The organism is uncultured Veillonella sp. (assembly GCF_934190855.1).
Lineage (GTDB): Bacteria > Bacillota > Negativicutes > Veillonellales > Veillonellaceae > Veillonella.
The window spans coordinates 1-19900 of the sequence record NZ_CAKPTN010000004.1; the positions used below are offsets into that span (position 1 = coordinate 1).

Consider the following 19900-nt stretch of genomic DNA (forward strand, 5'->3'; position numbering starts at 1 on the left):
GCATATTGCTTATGGAGTTCGTCCACTAATGTCTTAGCTTGATCTACAGTGACTTGTCGTTTGCTTGGTGCAAATACAAGGCCCATGTAGTCTGGCTTAGCCTCTACTACAGTAGGGATTGTTTCCACCTTGGAGATGCCGCACATCTTAACCTTTGGTGTGTAGTAGGTTGGGCCATAGAGATATGCTAGTTTCTCCACCTTGTTAGGAGAGCGCATAAAGGTTTCACCCATCAAGGCTACGCCGATGTTATTATCACGCAACACTTGGATATCCTCTGGCGTTTCTAAACCGCTTTCAGATACGAAGATCACATCATCTTGAACGAGATTGCGCAAGCGCACACTGTTTTGTACGTCTACTGTGAAGTCTTTCAAATTGCGGTTGTTAACGCCAATAATGCGAGCCCCACAATCGATGGCCATTTGCACCTCCTGCTCATCGTGAGCCTCTACTAAAGAGGATAAGCCAAGAGAGTCGGCTAGTTCACGGAATTTAGTCAATGTAGGCACATCTAGGCATGCACAGATTAATAGGATTGCACTAGCGCCCCACACCTTTGCTTGGTAGATTTGGTATTCATCGATGATGAAGTCTTTACGTAGTACAGGAATTTTTACGGTACTAGCGATTTCTTGCAAGTATTTTTTGTCCCCTTTAAAGAAGTCAGGCTCAGTCAAAACAGAGATAGCTGCAGCACCAGCCACTTCATATTCTTTAGCGATGTCTAAATAGGGAAAATGCTCAGCGATAATGCCTTTAGATGGAGATGCCTTCTTCACTTCGCAAATGAAGTTAAAGTCTTGCTGGCGAAGGGCTGCTTCAAAAGGAAATCCTGTATCAGATGGTAATGCTAAGGCCGCTGCTTTCACAGCCTCAGGCGTTTCCACCGCTTTTTCTTGGGCTACGCGAACTTTAGTAGCCTCTACAATCTTATCTAAAATCAATGGTTATACCTCTTGTGTGGCTTTCACAAACTGTTCCATTGTAGCAAGAGCCTTGCCAGAGTCGATCATATTTTTCGCCTCTTCAATACCCTCTGCTAATGTAATGCCATCTTTTGCTAGGTAAATCGCCATACCAGCGTTAAGAAGAACGGCTGTGCGTTTACCACCTTGCTCACCACCGAGAACGCGGCGTGTAATCTCAGCATTTACTGTTGCATCGCCACCTTCGAGCTCAGTTTTATCAGCGTATTCGAAACCATATTCTTTAGGATCGAATTCGTAGCTTGTGAAAGCTCCATTATTAATTTCGCATACGTACGTTTTGTTAGTTGCCGTAATCTCATCAAGACCGTCGAAGCCGTGTACCACAGCACCGCGTTTAACCCCAAGGTTAGCCAATACACGAGCCAATGGTTCTACCAAAGATTTATCGTACACACCCATCAACTCTACGGTAGCGCCTGCTGGGTTCGCCAAAGGTCCAAGGATGTTGAATACGGTACGAACGCCTAATGCTTTACGTACAGGGCCTGCATACTTCATCGCTTGGTGATATACAGGAGCAAACATGAAGCACATATTTGCTTTATTAAGAACTGCTTCGTTTTGGTCGCCGTTAAGCTCTAATTTAGCACCTAATGCTTCGATCAAATCAGCAGCGCCACATTTACTAGATACACTGCGGTTACCATGTTTTGCTACAGGAATACCTGCAGCGGAAATAATGAAACCAGATGTAGTAGAAATATTGAACGTATTAGCTTCGTCGCCGCCAGTACCTACGATTTCTACAACAGTACCGTCATGAGGCACAGAACCAGCCTTCTCGCGCATAACCTCAGCGAAAGCTGTAACCTCATCTACAGTAGGGCCTTTTGCTGCTAGGGCGCATAAGAAACCAGCCATAGGAACCTCGGCTACCTCGCCGCTCATAATCTTGTTCATTGTATCTTTAGCAAGGTCGTAGGATAAATCTTGACCATGCGTTACTGCATATAATGCGTCTTTAATCATTTTAAATCTCCTTTTGAGGATATCTATTAAATTAATACCATTCTACTTAGTCGGTAACGATTGGGTCATGCCCTCAGCCTCCAAGAGGCCACCCCCCCGCTATGCGGGGCGCCAAGTCGGCTTCGCACATAACCCAATCGTACCTATCCGGCTAAAATCATACCAATTTAATAGATATCCCTCAAACAAACTATTACCAAATGATCCTGCGCATTATATGGAGTAACGCACAGGTCATTTCTTTATGTGGGGGCCACTTGGAGTTCCGAGAGACCTTATTTTTGCCTCAACGTGCTTGCACTTAAGAATAGCCCCTCGAATACCTAAATTAGACAGTAGCTATTTTTCTAAGAAATTACGAATCATTTGTTCCCCGTTCGGTGTCATGATAGATTCCGGATGGAATTGCACGCCGTAGATTGGGTAGTCTTTGTGTTCTACGCTCATTACTTCGCCGTCGTCTGTAATGGATGTGACGATGAGTTCGCTTGGCATAGTTTCGTCTACGATTGCCAAGGAGTGGTAGCGAGCGACTTCAAATTGTTCAGGTACGCCTTTAAGGATTTTGGATGGGTGTACTTGTTTGGCTACGCTTTGTTTGCCGTGCATAACTTGTTTTGCGTAGGAAACGGTGCCGCCGAATACTTCGCCGATGGCTTGGTGGCCTAGGCATACGCCGAGGATTGGGAATTCACCTTTGCATTCGCGCAATAGGTCTTCATATACGCCCGCATCAGCTGGTCTACCAGGTCCTGGTGAAAGTATCACGTAATCTGGTTTCAAAGCGCGGATTTCTTCAACTGTTAATTCATCACTGCGAATGACTTTAATATCTGGATCGATAGAGCCTACTAATTGGTATAAATTGAAGGAGAAGCTATCGTAATTATCTATAAGGAGTACCATTATTCTACCTCCTGTGCATCTGTAATTGCGGAAATCATGGATTGGCCTTTGATCAATGTTTCATTGTATTCACTAGCAGGAACGCTATCGCGAACGATACCAGCACCAGCGCGAACATAGACCTTGCCGCCTTTATTCATAGCCATACGGATACCGATACATACGTCCATGTTACCGGAGAAATCAATGTAACCTACAGCGCCGCCGTATACGCCGCGTGGGCTTTTTTCTAGTTCGTGTAAAATCTCGATAGCACGAATTTTAGGAGCACCAGACAAGGTGCCTGCTGGCAAGGTAGCACCGATAGCGTCGAGGGCATCTTTGCCGTCTTGAATGTCACCGCTTACAGTAGATGTAATGTGAATTACATGGGAGAAACGTTGCAACATATGTAAGGCTTCAACTTTTACGGAACCGAATTTAGAAATCTTACCTAAGTCGTTACGGCCAAGGTCAACGAGCATATTATGTTCAGCCAATTCTTTTTCGTCGTTGATAAGTTTTTCTTCAATGGCAAGGTCCTCTGCTTCGTTTTTACCACGGCGCATAGTACCTGCAATTGGGAAGGTGTACATTTTGCCATCTGTCAATTTTACCAATGTTTCTGGAGAAGCACCTGTAAGCTCTACATCTCCGCCAGATAGGTAGAACATGTATGGAGATGGGTTCAATGTACGCAATACGCGGTACGCATTTAACAAGCTGCCTTCAAACTCAGCTTCGCGGCGGTTAGATACAACACATTGGAAGATATCCCCTTCCTTGATGTAGTGTTGTGTCTTTTTAACAACCTCTTCGAATTCATCCTTTGTAAATTCAGAAGTGAATTCTGTTTTAAGGATCCCTTTTGGAATATCCGCCTCTTTACCATTTACAACGAGATCAGCTAATGCTTTCAACTCCAGCTCAGCCTTGTAGTAGTTGCGTTCTAAATCGTTTGTGCTAATGTTAGCAATCAAGTAGATTTTATTTTTGTAATGATCGAAAGCAATAACCTTATCAAAGAGCATAAGGTCTACATCGTTTACCATAGCAGAGTCATCATCTGGCGTAGGGAAATCTAGTGTTGGCTCGATATAACGAATGTATTCACAAGCAAAGTAACCTACAAAGCCACCTGTGAAGGTTGGTAACTCTTCTAAACGAGGGCTTTTATATTGGCTTAAAATATTGCGAATTTCTGCAGCAGGGTCAGAGCACTCAAAAGTACGTGTTGTACCATCTTTAATGGTCATTTTATGATTTTTGCAAAAGAGCTCAATCTTAGGGTCGTAGCCCAAGAAGGAGTAACGGCCCCAATGATTACTATTATCTGCACTTTCAAGCAAGTACGTATGACTACTCACTTGTTTTAACGCTTTCAACACGCTAATCGGTGTGCGTACGTCGGATAAAATTTCCATATATACAGGCACGATATCGTAGCCCGGTGCGATAGCTTTCACACGGTCAAGACTAGGGAAAATCATGAGAACCTCCATCTGGCATTTGCCAATAAAAAAACTCGCCCATGACAATATAACGTCAAGGACGAGTTTATAGTTCTATTATTACAATACAGTTGTATTATGCTATAAATCGCGGTACCACCTTGTTTGAATGCAGTGCATTCCCCTTTCGCAGGATACTAACATATCCCTCACGACTAACGCTCGTGTGACGTCGCACCATACTAGGAATGAAAGTTCATTCTGTTCCATGCGCCCTCGGTGGTCCATTTAATAAGCTGCGTACTACGGGTTCTCAGCTAATCCCGCTCTCTGTGAGTGCATTTCCTATTTTTATCTCCACCTCATCGGTTTCTTTAGGCGAGTATAAAATTATAATCTGATTATAATGTTTCTATAGAATGAAAGTCAAGGAAAATCTTAACTTTCACCTTATCCTTAGATTCATCAATCATATAATATCGTTACTTGTAATAAAATAATATATCCCTATTTACCTTAGCAAATTCAGAATATTTATATTGTTTTCCCCTAAATACTAATAGTATACTGAAATTACATATGTTATCAGCTTCTACTGATTATTATGAGGAGGAGAGAGAATGAGTTTTTATTTTACTGATCAAATACAGCAGTCTTTCAATAAAATATTCCATCAATGTAATAAAGATATTGCTTGGGCAGGCAAGGCTGAGCTTGATGCCCTAGTGAAATTGGACGAGGAAGGTCAAAAGATTCCAGGTATCGGCGATGCGTATGCTATTTTGGCGCGCGTTTATTCTGGCCCTCAGTTCACATGGATTGAAGCAGGTTTTCCTGAGGATGATACTAAAGCGTATAGTTACTTACATACGGCCATCCGCAAAGGCAGTGCCATCGCTATTTTACAGGCTATGCGTACCTCTGGCGCCCTTACACCAACCATTGAAAAAGAGTTGCCTATGACAAAGGATCAAGCATTCCAGCGCGTCTATGAAGGCGCCCAAAAGGGTTGTTCCTACTGTGCCTACGCCATTGCCAATGTCTATCAATGGGGAGATTACCACATCTTACCGTCTGCCAAAAAGGTGGCTAATGAAGGTGAACCATCTGGTGTTGTCCAATTCTTAAAAGGCCTATTTGTACAAGCAGATCAACGTAGATTAGCCAACAAGGTAAATGCTATTGCTCAACAATGGTTGCATAAATCTGCTGACGCAGGCCTTGTCATAGCGTACCGTAATCTGCGCGTCACCTATGTAGAGCAAGACAATAGAAGAATGGAAGAGCAAGTCATTTTTAAAGGAGCCGAAGCAGGTTTGCCACTCATGATGTATTTAGCAGGCGATATTTGTAAGTCTCGTGGAGAGCATGAACGAGCTCTCGAATATTTTGAGCGCGGCGCAGCCATGAATAATGGTATGTGTTTGCGTGAAGCTGCCGAATACTATGCAAAACCATGTGAATCTAACAAAAGAATCCCTCAAGATATTCAAAAGGCCCTCAAATACTACGAACGTGCCGCTATAAGCCCAGATCATTTAGACTTTAATGACCACGCTTATGTCACAATGCAAGCCATCATTCTTCGCACCTTGAATATCGATGGTCAGTCTCAAGACTGGTCTCGCATCGCTCACTTATTGCAACAACCCGCCATTTACAATCTCGATGGTATTTGGCCATATCTGGCGTATGTATTTACTTTCAAAAAAGGTAATACTCCTGCTATAAGAACCGCCATAGAGTGCGTTAATCAGGCTAGCAAATGTTTCGATAGATACGGTAGTTATGACTATGCGGACCATCTATGGCAACTGGCAGCGGGCTATTGCTACGAAACTGGTACCATTACAAAAGAACCTGATTTAGACCAAGCCGTTACGTTCTACGAGCATGCTCGTGAAAGCATCAACCGTCTCAACACGAGAAACGACAATTGGTTGGGCACTGGTGAGCCATTGGCAATTCCTGACGAAGCATCCGAGCGATTAGAAGCCTTTGAACTTGTTGATGGACATTATCAGTACAAAGAAGGGATAACGCAATCTTCTACAACATGTAATCCAATGCCACCTGCTTGGCCTCAAAACTCCGTTGATGTATTAGAAATCTTCGAGGACTCTACTACTGGTTGGCGCACTAATAAATACGACTGGAATTTCATCGAGCGCGAGTGGGATACACAAAAATATCTCAGCTTTATCATCTATGATAATCGCCAATCCATAGAAAACGTAATTCACTATGTGTACAGTATCGTTATGTTCCACAACGAAGATAAAAATTCTTGTACTATCTATTTATACGGCTACATTGAGGATACTACGGAACGCGATGAAACCTTGGAGCCTACGGTATATGAAATAAGATACTTTAAGGAGATGTCCATTCCACAAGGTCTCGCTTTAATTAAAGAATTCTATGATCATGCTACCTTGCCTGTTATTGATGAAAGCTGGGAGAAACAGTACAAAAATACTACGCCACCTCGAGAATACGTATTAACTTGCGACAACGATATTTTCTACCTCAATCAATATGAACTTTCCAATCAAATGATTAAGGATGCCTTAGAAGGCGTAGCCAATGGCAAGTATGATATCATTGCGGTTCGCCCATCTAACCTCGACGCTCAAGGTATTAGCTACTTCATCGAGCGCGGAAAAGGTAAAAACTTACACATTTCTCTCTATATCACTATAGAAGACGACGTAGAAGATGACATCGTATATGGCTTTAAACGGGAGTCTAGCAACTTAACATCTATTAACTACTGGATCCAAGAATCTATAACAAGCAATAAACTTCCTGACTTAAGCGATTGGGAAGAAGTTAAAAAGAAAGACTAATAGTTAATTACAAGACTAAAGGAGGGATACTTTGGAAACGTGGAAACGAACGGTGTACATATGCGCATTCTGCGTATTCTTCATGTCCCTCGGCATTAGTCAGGTGAGTCCTATTCTCCCCCTATACTTCCATGAAATGGGCTTAAGCGATACGGGATCGATAGCACGATGGTCCGGTGCCTCCATGGGGATCACCTTCCTCATCGTCTGCTTAGCCGCACCCTTCTGGGGACGATTGGCAGACCGTAAAGGACGAAAGATTACCCTCATCCGCTCTAGTCTCGGTATGGCTATATGTAGTATTTTATTGGGCTTTCAGACTACACCAGAAGGTGTTTTCCTCGTTCGTACGTTGCAAGGTTTAGTAAGCGGTTTTTACTCTGCATCGGTAACGCTCATTGCGTCAGAAACGCCGCAAAATCATACGGGTTGGGCCCTAGGTATTATAGCTTCCTTTAACCTTGCAGGTTCACTAGCAGGTCCCCTTGTAGGTGGGTATCTCAGTGATGTAGTAGGCATTCGAAATGACTTCTTTATCATCGGCGCCCTTATGCTTATTTCCTTTGGCTTAACGGCTATGCTGGTACATGAAAACTATGTGCCAAAGCCCCTAGTAGAGAAGCAAACCTTTAGAAATCTTAAGTCCCACTTGCCTGAATTTTCTAGTTTAGTCGCTTTATCGGCGGCATCCTTCTTGTATGCTATTTCAGTTACCGCCATCTCTCCCATTATGACGGTCTATGTAAAAGGCATGCTACCAAGCAATGCGGAAAATATCGCCTTTATTTCAGGCGCTGTATTTTCCGCTATGGGCGTAGCACAATTCTTGAGTAGCTCGCCACTCGGTAAATTAGTAGACCGTATAGGGCCTAGAAAGGTCCTTATCTACTCCATGATCTATGTAGGCCTACTCAATATACCGCAAGCCTATGTGGACTCTGTGTATGTACTCGGGTTTATCCGTTTCTTACAAGGGTTTGGGTTAGGTGGTATGTTGCCAGCCCTCAATACGTATTTGGCATCAAAAACGCCTAAGGAGTATACGGGACAAGTATTTTCATACAATCAATCTTGTTTGTTTATGGGCTACTTCCTAGGCTCCTTTGGCGGTTCCATTGTAGCCGCTCAATTTGGCTTCACAGCCCTCTTCTGGGCCTGTAGCCTCACCTTTATGGGTGCCGCCCTATGGGTTGCGTTAAAACTAAAATAACACCGTAATACAACGAAAACAGTGCAAATGCATTAAAGAAACTATATAAACAAATAAAAAGAGCTGTCTCCAGAACTCAGATATTACTGATTCTGGAACAGCTCTTTCATTATGTTGTTTTGTAAAAGTTCAGAAACTTTCACCATCTAGGGGATAATCATTCTACGTATATAGAATAACTATTGTCTCTAGTTAGATATTAGAGGATACCGAGGATTTCCCACCATGCGTAGCCCACTGTAAGGTTTACGATGAAGCACATGATAGCGAAGATACCGCCGATAATCCACCAGCTCTTAACAGTGTTGTAACCTGCACCAAATACGATTGGAGCCGCTGCACCGCCGTAGTGAGTCAAGGCACCACCGTAGGAGTTTGTTGCAGCTAGTAACAAGGACAACGCCATTGGGTTTACACCCGCTACTTTACCTACAGTAAGGAATACTGGAAGCATGGCTACAACGTAGGCACTACCAGAGGCGAACAAGTAACGAACAGCGATACTGATAGCACCGATGATGATAAGAGCCATCATAGGGTTGTCGCCGAAGTTGAAGTGTGTACCCATGAAGTCAGCTAGCCATTCAAAGAATTTAACCTTGGACAATGCACTGGACATACCGATGATACCACCGAACCAGATCAACGTGTTCCAAGCACCTTTGGATTCAAGCATATCTTCCCATTTGATTACGCCTGTTACAAGGGCTGCTACCATGGCTACGATAGCTACTGCTGTTGCATCAAGGGAGAATTTAATACCAAAGCCTTGCGTCAAGATAGAAGGCAACGCCCAACCAACTAAGGCAAGGATAAAGATAGCAATAAGAGATTTCTCACGACCAGACATAGGTCCAAGTTCTTTCAAACCTTCATCTGCAATCGCGTGAGAGTCGATGTGTTGAATAGATGGTTTGTCTAAGTAGTATACCAAAGCAGGTGTAATGAGAAGCATTACAAGGCCTGGTACTACAAGTGCTAATGCCCAGAGGCCCCAGTTGAGATCTACGCCGAGGATTTTGTGCATATAGTCAGCAGCCAATAAGTTTGGTGCCATTGCTGTAGCAAACATTAAGCTTGTTACCTTAGTAACCATGTAGGTATTAACCATGAGGTAAGAACCAGCTTTTTTAGCGCTTTCACCAGGCTCAGAACCTAACGCTTTTGCTACAGAGTTCATGATTGGAAACACGATACCGCCACAACGTGCTGTGTTGGAAGGTGTTACTGGAGAAATAATAAGATCTAATAAAGCAGTTACATAGCCAAGACGCAATGTAGTGTGACCTAAGGATTTAATCAATAGGTACGCAATACGACGGCCAAGACCTGTTTTTACGAATGCCACACTGAGGGAGAACGCAGAGAATACTAACCATACTGTTGTGGATGCATAACCAGACAATACGTTTTTCGTAGCGTTTAAGAAAATTGCAGAACCTGCAATAGATAATAACAAGATAATTGGTGCCGGCCAAGGTTTAACAACAAGACCAACGATAGCCATTAAATAGAAACCTAGCAGTCGCCAAGCTTCAACACTCAAACCTTCTGGCGGTGTAATGAACCACATTGCCAGAGGAATGGCAAACATAATTGCAATTTTAAGTAGCTTATTCATTCTTACTCTCCTTTAACATAAGCTAGGCCTTTCATGATCGGTCGCGCTGTTCTAGCGACGCCCGCCTTCTCCACATGCCAACCATTATCTTTGGTTAGGCATATTTCGAAATCAAATTTCCCTGATGGATGCGCTAAAGTAACTTGATTCGTTTCTTTAGCACGTTCGCTCACTACTTCGTTCGCCACTGTGCCCGTAATAAGCGCTGCCGTAGCTGTACAAATACCACCTGTAACAGCATACGCTTTATGCATTACAGCTAGAGCCTTTGTACGAGCTACGATATCTATACTATTCCCCTCAATAGTTCGACCATCGCTTGCTACGTAGGTTTGCGGTGCGGACACCATGCATACCTTTGGAACTGCAGGACTAGCGGCCTCTTTAGATGGAGCAAGTCCCATCATCACAGCCGCAGTAGTGCGAATATCTTCAAGTGTATTGAGTAATACACCGCCATCCGTTTCTGTGAAAGCCGGTAATTCCGTGCCTTCATAACCAAGGTCTGTAGCCTTTACAAATACAGCTGGATTAGCTGCGTCTACGAGACTAACTTGGATTGTGCGACCATCAGCCAATGTAATGGTATCTTGTACATTGCCTGTTGGTAATAGCTTACCTGTCTTAGAACCGCCTGGCTCCAAGAAGTATAATGTAATACGAGCACCCGTACCAGGTACACCGTCGATAGCAAAATCACCGTCAATGACAGGTTTACCATCTCGAACTGGCACATGCGCTTCAATAACCTTATTGGTATTCGTGTTAAAGATACGAACTACTGTTTCTGGTTCTACGGCTTTCACAAAGCCTTCCATAATAGCAAATACCCCTGCACCAGCAGAAATATTGCCACAGTTCCCTTCGTAATCCACTACCGCATCAGCGATACCTACATACCCAAAGGTGTAGTCGATATCTGCATCATCCCGGTCAGAAGGATTTACAATAGCTACCTTACTCGTCAATGGATCAGCACCACCGATACCATTAATTTGACGTGCATCAGGAGAACCATATAAATCTAAAATCATACGATCTCGTCCGGCTGGATCAGTGGGAAGCGTATCTTTTAACAGATACGCCCCTTTACTAGTACCGCCGCGCATATAGGTAACAGGAATTTCTTTATACCCATTCATAATATACTCCTTTTAGTTCACCACTTACGCTTTGCTATTTGCGTAGTAGTTGATGAGACAACCTGCTGCGATAATATCTTTTTCTTCATCACTGAGGTGACCTAAATGCAATGTAATTTCTGCTTTCTTCACACCACCACTGATAACATAAGCTTTGTAATCATCGGAGTCAGAGAATAGTTGTTCACGTACATTTGGCACATATACATAGTCGCCTACTGCCATAGTTTTGGAGTCTTCTTCGCTAGTTACGAACGGCAACATACCCCAGTTAATGACATTACTGCGATACCGTTTTGTAGCATATTCAATAGCAATGTTAGCACCGCCACCTAATACGCGTTGGCAAGATGCTGCTTGTTCACGAGCAGAGCCATCACCAGGGCGATTAGCGTACACCATGCTAGACACAGCTGTAGATTTAGCCATCTCTTCTACAGATTCTGTAAGACCAAGAGCTTGTTTTACCTCTTCGTATGCAGTTACTAAATCTGCTGCACTGTCGCCTTCTTGACGAGATTTTTCCCAATCACGAACGGCTTTAGCACGACCTACATATTCAGGAACTTTACGGCTCAAGGCAAATTCAGACAATGCATATGGGTCAGAACGGAAGGAAGATGTTTCACCAGATGGGATCAATTCATCTGTAGTTGTTACAGGATCATCGATATAAGCAGCTACTTTAAGCAATACATTTGGTGTCAATTCCTTAATAGAAGGCCAAGGTTTAATGGATGGACCGTAAATGAGTTCCGCATCTTTTTTAGGTTCATTAAAGCCACTGTATACTTTACTTACATACGGTTTATCATCATAGTGATATGCTGGTACTGCATCATCATATTCGATTTCAGTTGCCGCAGTCAACGCACCGCTGTTAATAGCCGTAGCCGCTACGGAACGGGAGTCTAACAGTGCAACAGAGGAGATTTGACCATTCCCTGGTTTAGAACCTTCACGATTCGGGAAGTTACGTGTCGCATGACGACCGCTGAGGCCCGTATTATTAGGTGTATCACCTGCGCCGAAGCAAGGGCCACAGAATGCTGTACGCACAATAGCACCTGCGCTCATAAGGTCTACAAGAGCACCATTTTTCATGAGTTCTAAGTAAATTGGTTGGCTAGAAGGATATACGCTGAACGCGAAACGACCAGAACCTACGCTCTTACCACGTACGATATTCGCTGCTTGCATAATATTTTCATACAAACCACCAGAGCAACCTACGATGATACCTTGATCTAAATGTAATTTGCCATCGAAGTGTTTTTCAGGCAATTGCAAGGACAAGGATTTGTTATCTAATTGCTCAACAGCTTGGCGCTCGATTTCTGCTAATAAATCGCGACCGCCTTCGTTGATCTCTTTAATGGTATATACATTGCTTGGATGGAATGGCATAGCAATCATGCTTTCCACTTCATCAAGATTAACTTTTACAAGGCCATCATAGTAAGCCACATCGCCAGGGTTAAGCTCTTTGTACGCATCACCACGGCCATGAAGTGTTAAGAATTCTTTTGTAGTGCTGTCTGTTCTCCAGATTGTTGTAAGGCATGTAGTCTCTGTAGTCATTACATCGATGCCATTACGGAAGTCCATGGATAAGTGTTCAATACCAGGGCCTACGAATTCCATTACTTTATTTTTTACAAAGCCATTTTTAAATACTGCTTTTTCAATTGCGAGAGCCACGTCTTGTGGACCTACACCGTGTTTAGGTTTGCCGTCAAGATAAATCGCAATAACCTCTGGACGTTGTACATCATAGGTACGACCAAGCAATTGTTTTACAAGCTCTGGGCCACCTTCACCAATTGCCATAGTTCCAAGCGCACCATAACGAGTATGGCTATCGGAACCGAGGATCATTTTGCCACAGCCTGCCATTGTTTCACGCATGTATTGATGAATAACTGCAAGATGAGGAGGTACGTACACGCCGCCAAAGCGCTCTACTGCGGATAAGCCAAATACATGGTCGTCTTCGTTAATTGTGCCCCCTACCGCTGCTAAACTGTTATGACAGTTAGTCAAAATATAAGGGATTGGGAATTTATCGAGACCGCTGGCAATAGCCGTTTGGATAATACCAACATAAGTAATATCGTGAGATGTTAAAGCATCAAATTTGATGCGTAAATCTTGATCACCTTCATGTTGTTGGTGGTCCATTAAAATACGGTACGCCATCGTTTCCTTATAGGCGTGCTCTTTATTAAAAACTTCTTGCTGATCAAGGGCTGCACTAGAATCTGCAGGAACGATATCCGTACCGTGATATAAAAATACACCATTTGAAATTAACTCAACCATGACTTGCTCCTTTATTACTTTCAGGCATGTGTAAACCTTTACAAACACTATACTTTCACCATGTGTATTGGTGAAAGTTTCATTCCTCTTATTAGCATCTATTCGTTAGTTATATCTAATCTGTATAGCCCTAGCGGCCCCTCATCTGTACCAACTCTATGGGATAGAGTACAATAATACATATGTAAAGGAGAGTTTATGGACACGAAAGATTGTACAATTTTAAAAACCTTAGCAGAGGAAAATAATATTACTTATGCGGCGCGTCGTCTATTTATGACGCAACCGGCATTGAGTGAACGAATAAAAAAATTAGAAAAGGAATTTAACTGTCCCATCATCAATCGACAGGCTCGCGGTGTAGAGTTTACCTATCAAGGTCAGCGCCTAGTACGCTACGCCGAAGATTTGCTCAATTCCTATACTTCGGTGCGCCAAGAGCTATTAGCTATGGGCAGTGAACCACGCGGTACATTAAACCTAGGATGCTCAAATGTATTCGCAAAGTACCATATTCCCCATATCTTATCCACCTTTAAAGAGGCTTATCCGCACATCGATATCATCATGTATACGGGCCTTAGCTATAAGCTATACCACGACTTCCTTGAAGGTCGCCTACATGCGGCCATCATCCGCGGTGCTCACACTTGGACTGAGTCGAAAGAACATATTTGGTCTGAACCATTCTGTTTCTTTAATAAAACGCCTTGTGCTGTGGGGGACTTACCACATCTGCCGTATATTCACTATCAAACAGATCCGAATTTACAACAAACCATTGATGATTGGTGGTATTCCCACTACTCACAACCACCGATGCGCACCATTGAGGTAAACGACATCGATACGTGTATGAAGCTCGTCAACCAAGGACTTGGTTTCACCATCCTCACCCAAAGCTGTGGTAATGATTACCCTAACCTATTTAAGGAAACCTTGAAGGCGCTCGATGGTCATATCATGACTCGTGATACGTGGATGTACACACGTCATAGTGCCCTAGAATCCAAGCCAGTACAGGCTTTTTACTCATTTATGAAAACCTGGTCCAATACTAAAGCATAGTATCTATTCCTTTAATACATATAATATATTATGAAAGTGCAATAAAAACAAATTGCTCTTTTCTTTGGTATCCATAAATTTTTCTTATATCTACTTTTGTAAAAGATACGAAAAAATCATGGAATTAAAAACTTAATTATAGGCGTAAAAACTAAATTATAAAACAAAGAACCCCGTCATGACATAGATAATCATGACGGGGTTTAGTTTATATAGTCTTATGTAAACATCAATTTAAATCTCAGTTTAAAGCACTACTATAGTTCTATTTAATTATAGTAACAATAGCATAATTACTACTGTCGCAATGATACATGGCACTGCATTGCGTTTTGCCATTTCCATAGGGTTGATCCCTGCGATACCTGCAACAATGATACCTGCGCCTGCTACTGGACTCATACTACGACCGATGCCAGCACCGATTTGCGCCATGGAGCCAAGTTCCATAATGCCATACCCAAAGTCTGCTGCGTGTGGCGTTACAGCACCGTTAAAGGCAAGGGCTGCTGCATTACCAGAACCAGAGATAACAGCCAACAAGAATGGACCAAAGGCCGCACCAATTTGAGCGATTTGTTGAGAGTTCTTCATGCCATCAATAAGAGCACTAGTAAGACCAATCAGTTGCATACCAGCTGTGAAGCATGCTGCAGCAGCCATGAGGCCTACTACATCACACATACCATCGCCAGTACCGCGGAAGAACTTCTTCACCGCTTCTGTTACATTAGGACGAACCGCTACGATACCAATTGCTGTACCAATGAGCATAGATACAGGAACGGAAACTTCCGGAATCACTGCCACTTGTTTACTGCCTAATACAAGCAATACAAGAGGAATGATAGGGATAATAGCATAGAGATAATTTACTTTAAACTCTTTACCTTCCTCAGCAGCATCATTTTTCATTACATACCCTGTATGTTCTTTCTTAACGATAGCTACGATGTTAAGTAAGATTGCAGCTACTACGATGCCAATCATGGCTTGCATGGAGAAGCTCGCAATAACTGTCATTACATCTACACCAGCTAGTTGTGCTACTTGAGGGTTAAACATAAGGCCTGGGCTCAAGGAGCTACCCCACGTGCCTAGGAAGATAGCAGAACCAGCCATTGCTGGATGTACACCAGAGCGAATAAGAGCTGGAATCAAGAGCGCACCAACCGCTGCCGCACAGCCTGCCGCTGTAGGTAACGCAATGTTAATTAAGAACGTAATAATAACGGCACCAGGGATGATGATCTTAGTCATCTTCTTGAGGCCAGCGGAGATAAAATACACCATATGTTCTGTACATTTTGTGTATTCCATAACATAACTAAAACCAAGAACAGTACAAATGGTCGGCACTAGACCTGGGTTGGTAAGCTCTTTTACAAAAGCCGTCGTACCGGCCCCTAGTTTACCGCCAATAAAGCACATCAAGAGGCCCGACAATAATAATACGAGCCGCGTTTCATACTGTTTAATAATAGCAATAAATGTTGCCACTACAATAACAACACCTGCAATAACCATAAACTCTCCAATCTGCATATTCCTAGTCCAAGTAGATTCGAAACTCTACGAGAGAAAATCCTAGAAATATACATTCCTACATACACATTCTGACACACACTTTTACATATACAACGCTAACTACCCTTAAGCAAGTTGTGTAGCCTCTAGGCTAAGTTTACGTAGTACATGATCTAGCACTTGAGCACCCATTACAATATCATCCATCTCAGCAAACTCCGCTGGATTATGACTAATACCATTAAGGCATGGAATAAAGATCATGCCCGTTGGCACATCATCAGCCCAGTGCATGGCATCGTGACCAGCACCGCTCGGCAGAGCCATATATTCTACGCCTAATGATATAACAACCTCTTCAATTTCTCTAATCATAGCAGGATGCATCGCTACTGGATGATCTTGTGCAATAGGTTCAATCGTATAGGATAAGCCACGTTTTTCAGCAGTAACATCGATAAATTCTTTAACCAATGTAATCACCGAGTTGCGAGCAACCTCAGAGATACTGCGGATATCTACGCCTAGCTTTACTGCTCCAGGAATGACGTTCATCGCCCCCGGTGTAACCTCTACAACACCGACAGTGCCTACTACTGGAGGTTCTTCTTGCATAGCTGCAATTTCCTCGATACCAAGGATGATTTTAGATGCCCCACAGAGCGCATCATGGCGCAAGTTCATCGGCGTAGCACCACTATGATCAGCATTACCACGAATGGTCACATAAAACCGTTCTGGTGCTGCAATCCCAGTGACAATACCGATACGTTTCTGTTCGTGCTCTAGTACCTTGCCTTGCTCGATGTGAATTTCTGTAAAAGATTTTACCGGTCGCTTATATTCCACCTGTGCAAGTTCATCAGGATTTAAGTTGCGACCTTTCAAAACGTCGTATAAGGAAGTGCCTTGTTTATCTACTAAGCGATGTAAGTCTTGTACGGTCAACTCACCGCGCATCGCCTTACTCCCCAGTGTGGAATCCCCAAAGCGGCCAGACTCTTCACACATAAAGGACACAACACCGATCGTATGATCGTGGTCAAAACCATCATCATTTATACTACGAACCGCTTCAATGGCAGACAATACACCTACCACGCCGTCGTAATTGCCCCCATTAGGAACGCTATCCGTATGAGAGCCAACCATGACTACTGGCAATTCAGGCTTCTTACCGATTTTATAACCGATGACATTACCAAATCCATCCGTTTCAACAGTGAGTCCCGCATCAATCATGCGATCTATAATATATTGACGGCCTGCCCAGTCTGCATCGGTGAAAGCAAGGCGATTAATGCCTTCACCAGGTGCAGTAAAGTGTGACATAGCTTCAAAATCGTTAGCTAAGCGTTCCCGTTGAATCATAACAAACCTCACAATCTATATTATTTCAAATAGTGAGCTGCAATAGTTCCTAATGCAATAACACCGTTAAGCATATCCTCTTCATCAATATCAAAGAGTGGATTATGATGTGGAGCTTTAATAGCGGAGCCTACTAGCATATACGTGCCCATGCCACCGCGGCTAATTACGCGATTCAAGAAGTATGCACAGTCTTCACTACCGCCGCCACTATAATCTAATGGAACGTCTCTAAAGATACCAAGAGGCTTAATAATAGATTGGATTTCAGGAGCCAATTCATCGCTCATACGACAAGATGGAGTTTCACCTTGTTTTATAATTTCATAGGTACAATCATGCATTTCTGCAGCGGCTTTAATAATAGTTTCTGCACGGCCGATTACGTAATCATTGATTTCTGTAGTAGCCCCACGAGTTTCTAATTTAAGAACTGCTGTATCTGGCGTTACATTGCGGCCAGTACCACTTTCAAAAATGCCAACGTTCATACGAGAAGCGCCTTTGCCGTGGCGAGCAATGGCTTGTAAATTAAGCACTGCTGTACAGCCTGCAAGCATTGCATTTTTCGCTTTATCTGGAGAACTACCAGCATGAGTAGCATAACCGTGGAACACAGCATCAAGTTTTGTAGTAGCCAAGAAGCCATGATTACTACAAGCAAAACAATTTGCATAGTTTTCATTGAAGCCAATGTGCAAACCAAACATGTAGTCTACATCATCTACTACGCCGGCGTTAACCATTGCTTTAGCACCGCGCACGCCTTCCTCTGCAGGTTGGAAGATCAATTTAATAGTACCTTTGAATTGATCTTTATGCTCTGCCACATATTCTGCAAGACCAATACCCATTGCCATATGTGCATCATGACCACAAGCATGCATCGCTTTATCATGACAAGAGCGATAGCCACCCTTAACCGGTGCATGGCTAGCCTCTTTAGATTCGATAACATCATTAGAGTCCATATCTACACGGAATGCCACCACAGGACCGTCATCACTGAACTTCATAGTTGCTACAATCGCTGTTTTACCAAAGCCTAATTTTTCTACTAACTCTGGATTCGCACCTTCATCGATAGCACGAGCCATAGCAGCACTCATAACATCCTTACTAGGCAAGCCCATGCGAGAATCCAAATCAAGAACTTCTTCGCCTAATGCTACATCATAACCCAAGGAAATGAGCGCTTCCGCAATCTTAGCTGCAGAACGATATTCTAGCCAAGCAGTTTCAGGATACTTATGAAAATCACGGCGCATTCCAATTAATGCTTCACGGCGTTTTTGTACGAAATCTTTTACAGACATACTTACCTCCTAAAATACAATAAATACCTATACTTCAACTATATGAAGAGCTACACAAATAGCTAATTAAATAGTCAATCCTTAAGATGATGTACATAGTATTATAAATTTCTATACACATCAATAATAATTCTTACCTCTATTATAACTTATATTGATGTTTTTAGAAATAAAAAACATACACACTATGACTAATAAGTATGCACAATTTCCTCTTTATTTAATTTTTTTAGTACTTCTCGTTTAATTTGTCGTTGTCGATCCCAAGCGATGATAAACACGGTAGCAATGATACAGAACATACCAAAGATACCGATAATGGTGAATTCATTACCAAGCAAGGCCCAGCCAAATAGTGCTGCTGAAATCGGTTCTAATGATGAAAGTATAGAACCTTGTACGGCACCAATGCGACGCACCCCTTCGATATAGGCATTAAAAGATACCACTGTACCGAGGATAATAATAGCAAAGAGCCCTAACCATGTCATGCTATCCCAAATCGCTTCGGAGTCGATTTGCTGAAACATAGCCAGTGAAATAAATCCACAGATAAACATAGCAAAACCGACAATCGATGTAGTACCATATGTTTTCAAAAGCTCAATGGGCTGCAATGTATATACACAAATGCTGGCTGCCGATACGAGGCCCCAAATCATGGCTTCCCCATTAATTTTAGAAAGATCCAACCCCTCTTGGGAAACAATACATACCGTACCAACCATAGCTAGCAGAACACAACAAGATTCCGCAAAAGACGGCTTTTTAAAGTATCGTAAAAAGAGGTAGATAATAATCATCGTCGGTGCTACATATTGAAGGACCGTAGCCACCCCAACACCGGAAATAGCAATGGCTCTAAAGTATGTATACTGAGCTAAAGCAATACCTAATATGCCAAAGATGAGCAGTTTGCCAAAATCTTTTTTATTTTTGAAGATATCAAAGATGCGCATACCGTCTTGCATGTAGGCTAATACAATCGTCAAAAAGCCTGCAACTAGTAATCGTACCTCTAACAACCACTCTACATTTAAGTGCTTTGCGCTTTCAAGATATTGTACGGATGTACCTGAAAGCCCCCAAAACAGGGCTCCTAAAATGGCAAGGGCCATCCCTATCCACTGCTTTTCGTCCATATAGCCTCCTAGAACCACTACTTTCACATTATGTA

Annotated in this window: 14 protein-coding genes; 3 read left to right on the top strand and 11 right to left on the bottom strand. The window is 42.8% G+C overall.

Annotation, left to right across the window (positions count from 1 at the left end; all coding sequences use genetic code 11):
- The 4 genes from trpC to Q0F90_RS00645 form a co-directional block, all read right to left on the bottom strand.
- Positions 1-947, bottom strand: a 947-nt coding sequence (gene trpC / locus Q0F90_RS00630) for an indole-3-glycerol phosphate synthase TrpC (RefSeq protein WP_296002105.1), incomplete at its 3' end; no start/stop codon positions are given.
- Between the two features lie 3 nt (positions 948-950).
- Positions 951-1961, bottom strand: coding sequence for an anthranilate phosphoribosyltransferase (gene trpD / locus Q0F90_RS00635; RefSeq protein ID WP_296002108.1), 1011 nt, complete (start codon positions 1959-1961; stop codon positions 951-953).
- Positions 1962-2300: 339 nt separating this feature from the next.
- Positions 2301-2867: an aminodeoxychorismate/anthranilate synthase component II gene (locus Q0F90_RS00640; protein ID WP_296002111.1), complete on the bottom strand. Its 567-nt coding sequence runs from the start codon at positions 2865-2867 to the stop codon at positions 2301-2303.
- Entirely contained in the window at positions 2867-4336 is a 1470-nt protein-coding gene (locus Q0F90_RS00645; RefSeq protein WP_296002114.1) for an anthranilate synthase component I family protein, read from the bottom strand. The genes Q0F90_RS00640 and Q0F90_RS00645 overlap by 1 nt, the downstream gene beginning before the upstream one ends.
- Before the next feature lie 581 nt (positions 4337-4917).
- Here Q0F90_RS00645 and Q0F90_RS00650 point away from each other — a divergent pair.
- Positions 4918-7146, top strand: coding sequence for a sel1 repeat family protein (locus tag Q0F90_RS00650; protein WP_296002117.1), 2229 nt, complete (start codon positions 4918-4920; stop codon positions 7144-7146).
- 31 nt (positions 7147-7177) lie between these two features.
- Positions 7178-8356 carry an MFS transporter gene (locus tag Q0F90_RS00655; RefSeq protein ID WP_296002120.1) on the top strand — a complete coding sequence of 393 codons (1179 nt, stop codon included), beginning with the start codon at positions 7178-7180 and terminating at the stop codon, positions 8354-8356.
- 199 nt (positions 8357-8555) lie between these two features.
- Here Q0F90_RS00655 and Q0F90_RS00660 read toward each other — a convergent pair whose 3' ends face one another.
- From Q0F90_RS00660 to Q0F90_RS00670, 3 genes are read right to left on the bottom strand one after another with little or no spacing between them, the layout of a single operon-like run.
- Positions 8556-9977: an anion permease gene (locus tag Q0F90_RS00660; protein WP_296002123.1), complete on the bottom strand. Its 1422-nt coding sequence runs from the start codon at positions 9975-9977 to the stop codon at positions 8556-8558.
- A gap of 2 nt (positions 9978-9979) precedes the next feature.
- Positions 9980-11119, bottom strand: coding sequence for a 2-methylaconitate cis-trans isomerase PrpF family protein (locus Q0F90_RS00665; RefSeq protein ID WP_296002126.1), 1140 nt, complete (start codon positions 11117-11119; stop codon positions 9980-9982).
- A 24-nt stretch (positions 11120-11143) separates the two neighbouring features.
- Positions 11144-13441 (bottom strand): hydratase, encoded by a 2298-nt coding sequence (locus Q0F90_RS00670; protein WP_296002131.1) that lies wholly within the window; start codon positions 13439-13441, stop codon positions 11144-11146.
- Between the two features lie 198 nt (positions 13442-13639).
- Here Q0F90_RS00670 and Q0F90_RS00675 point away from each other — a divergent pair, with 198 nt between their 5' ends.
- On the top strand, positions 13640-14509 hold the full coding sequence (locus Q0F90_RS00675; protein WP_296002134.1) for a LysR family transcriptional regulator: 870 nt from the start codon (positions 13640-13642) through the stop codon (positions 14507-14509).
- Between the two features lie 273 nt (positions 14510-14782).
- Here the strand turns inward: Q0F90_RS00675 and dcuC are convergent, their stop codons facing one another.
- The 4 genes from dcuC to Q0F90_RS00695 all read right to left on the bottom strand — a co-directional run bounded on the left by dcuC (position 14783) and on the right by Q0F90_RS00695 (position 19865).
- On the bottom strand, positions 14783-16036 hold the full coding sequence (gene dcuC, locus Q0F90_RS00680; protein WP_296002137.1) for a C4-dicarboxylate transporter DcuC: 1254 nt from the start codon (positions 16034-16036) through the stop codon (positions 14783-14785).
- A 126-nt stretch (positions 16037-16162) separates the two neighbouring features.
- Positions 16163-17407: a M20 family metallo-hydrolase gene (locus Q0F90_RS00685; protein WP_296002140.1), complete on the bottom strand. Its 1245-nt coding sequence runs from the start codon at positions 17405-17407 to the stop codon at positions 16163-16165.
- Positions 17408-17427: 20 nt separating this feature from the next.
- Positions 17428-18723 carry an amidohydrolase gene (locus Q0F90_RS00690; protein WP_296002143.1) on the bottom strand — a complete coding sequence of 432 codons (1296 nt, stop codon included), beginning with the start codon at positions 18721-18723 and terminating at the stop codon, positions 17428-17430.
- 191 nt (positions 18724-18914) lie between these two features.
- A complete protein-coding gene (locus Q0F90_RS00695) occupies positions 18915-19865 on the bottom strand; it encodes a DMT family transporter (RefSeq protein WP_296002146.1) in 951 nt (316 codons plus the stop codon).
- Between the last annotated feature and the right edge of the window lie 35 nt (positions 19866-19900).

Excerpts from the sequence above, each read along its gene's own strand:
- trpD (WP_296002108.1), bottom strand. The coding sequence starts at position 1,961 with ATGATTAAAGACGCATTATATGCAGTAACGCATGGTCAAGATTTATCC.
- Q0F90_RS00640 (WP_296002111.1), bottom strand. The coding sequence starts at position 2,867 with ATGGTACTCCTTATAGATAATTACGATAGCTTCTCCTTCAATTTATAC.
- Q0F90_RS00645 (WP_296002114.1), bottom strand. The coding sequence starts at position 4,336 with ATGATTTTCCCTAGTCTTGACCGTGTGAAAGCTATCGCACCGGGCTAC.
- Q0F90_RS00650 (WP_296002117.1), top strand. The coding sequence starts at position 4,918 with ATGAGTTTTTATTTTACTGATCAAATACAGCAGTCTTTCAATAAAATA.
- Q0F90_RS00660 (WP_296002123.1), bottom strand. The coding sequence starts at position 9,977 with ATGAATAAGCTACTTAAAATTGCAATTATGTTTGCCATTCCTCTGGCA.
- Q0F90_RS00665 (WP_296002126.1), bottom strand. The coding sequence starts at position 11,119 with ATGAATGGGTATAAAGAAATTCCTGTTACCTATATGCGCGGCGGTACT.
- Q0F90_RS00670 (WP_296002131.1), bottom strand. The coding sequence starts at position 13,441 with ATGGTTGAGTTAATTTCAAATGGTGTATTTTTATATCACGGTACGGAT.
- Q0F90_RS00675 (WP_296002134.1), top strand. The coding sequence starts at position 13,640 with ATGGACACGAAAGATTGTACAATTTTAAAAACCTTAGCAGAGGAAAAT.
- dcuC (WP_296002137.1), bottom strand. The coding sequence starts at position 16,036 with ATGGTTATTGCAGGTGTTGTTATTGTAGTGGCAACATTTATTGCTATT.
- Q0F90_RS00685 (WP_296002140.1), bottom strand. The coding sequence starts at position 17,407 with ATGATTCAACGGGAACGCTTAGCTAACGATTTTGAAGCTATGTCACAC.
- Q0F90_RS00690 (WP_296002143.1), bottom strand. The coding sequence starts at position 18,723 with ATGTCTGTAAAAGATTTCGTACAAAAACGCCGTGAAGCATTAATTGGA.
- Q0F90_RS00695 (WP_296002146.1), bottom strand. The coding sequence starts at position 19,865 with ATGGACGAAAAGCAGTGGATAGGGATGGCCCTTGCCATTTTAGGAGCC.